The organism is Blautia hansenii, from assembly GCF_013304445.1.
In the GTDB taxonomy this organism is placed as follows: Bacteria; Bacillota; Clostridia; order Lachnospirales; family Lachnospiraceae; genus Blautia.
In genome coordinates this window covers 1-555 of sequence record NZ_JAAITA010000070.1, presented here as the reverse complement: position 1 = coordinate 555, position 555 = coordinate 1, and the positions used below count along the sequence as shown (strand labels likewise).

General features: G+C 41.6%; 1 protein-coding gene. It reads right to left on the bottom strand.

Going from position 1 to position 555, the window contains the following annotated elements; all coding sequences use genetic code 11:
• On the bottom strand, positions 1 to 555 hold a 555-nt coding region (locus tag G5A70_RS15540; RefSeq protein WP_226853787.1), incomplete at both ends, for a tyrosine-type recombinase/integrase.

Sequence of the window (555 nt, the reverse complement as noted above, 5' to 3'; positions counted from 1 at the left end):
TGCTTAATGGCACTTGCCTTGTTCCGCTTTTTGTCTTAGGCGTTTCAATATAATAACCTTGTTCCTTGCTCTTTAGTAACTGGTGGTCGATAACTACAACCTCATGGATAAAATCAACGTCCATGATTGTCAGTCCGCACAGTTCCGAGATACGAAGTCCTGTCTTTAACAGTATCAGCACATCATCATAATACTTGTGATACACATTGTCCGTCTTGATGAATGAGAGTAGGGCTAGTTCCTGTTCCTCTGTCAATGCGACTTTCTCTTTGGTATCATTTTCTAGGACTTCACTCAACTTGAAATCAAAAGGGTTTTTCCTTACACAATCGTCTTGTATGGCGATATAGAATGACGCTTTTAACGAGCGTTTATGGTTGTTAATGGTGTTATAGGAAAAGCCTTTGTCTTTCATGCGTAACGCCCATTCCTTAGCGTCAGAGGGTTTTATCGTATCAATGCTCCTAGCACCTAACTTGTCCTCTTTCAATAACCGCATGAGCTGTTCCCGTTGTTTCTGTGTGCTTTTCTTCACGTTTGCCCTCTGTGCGTTCT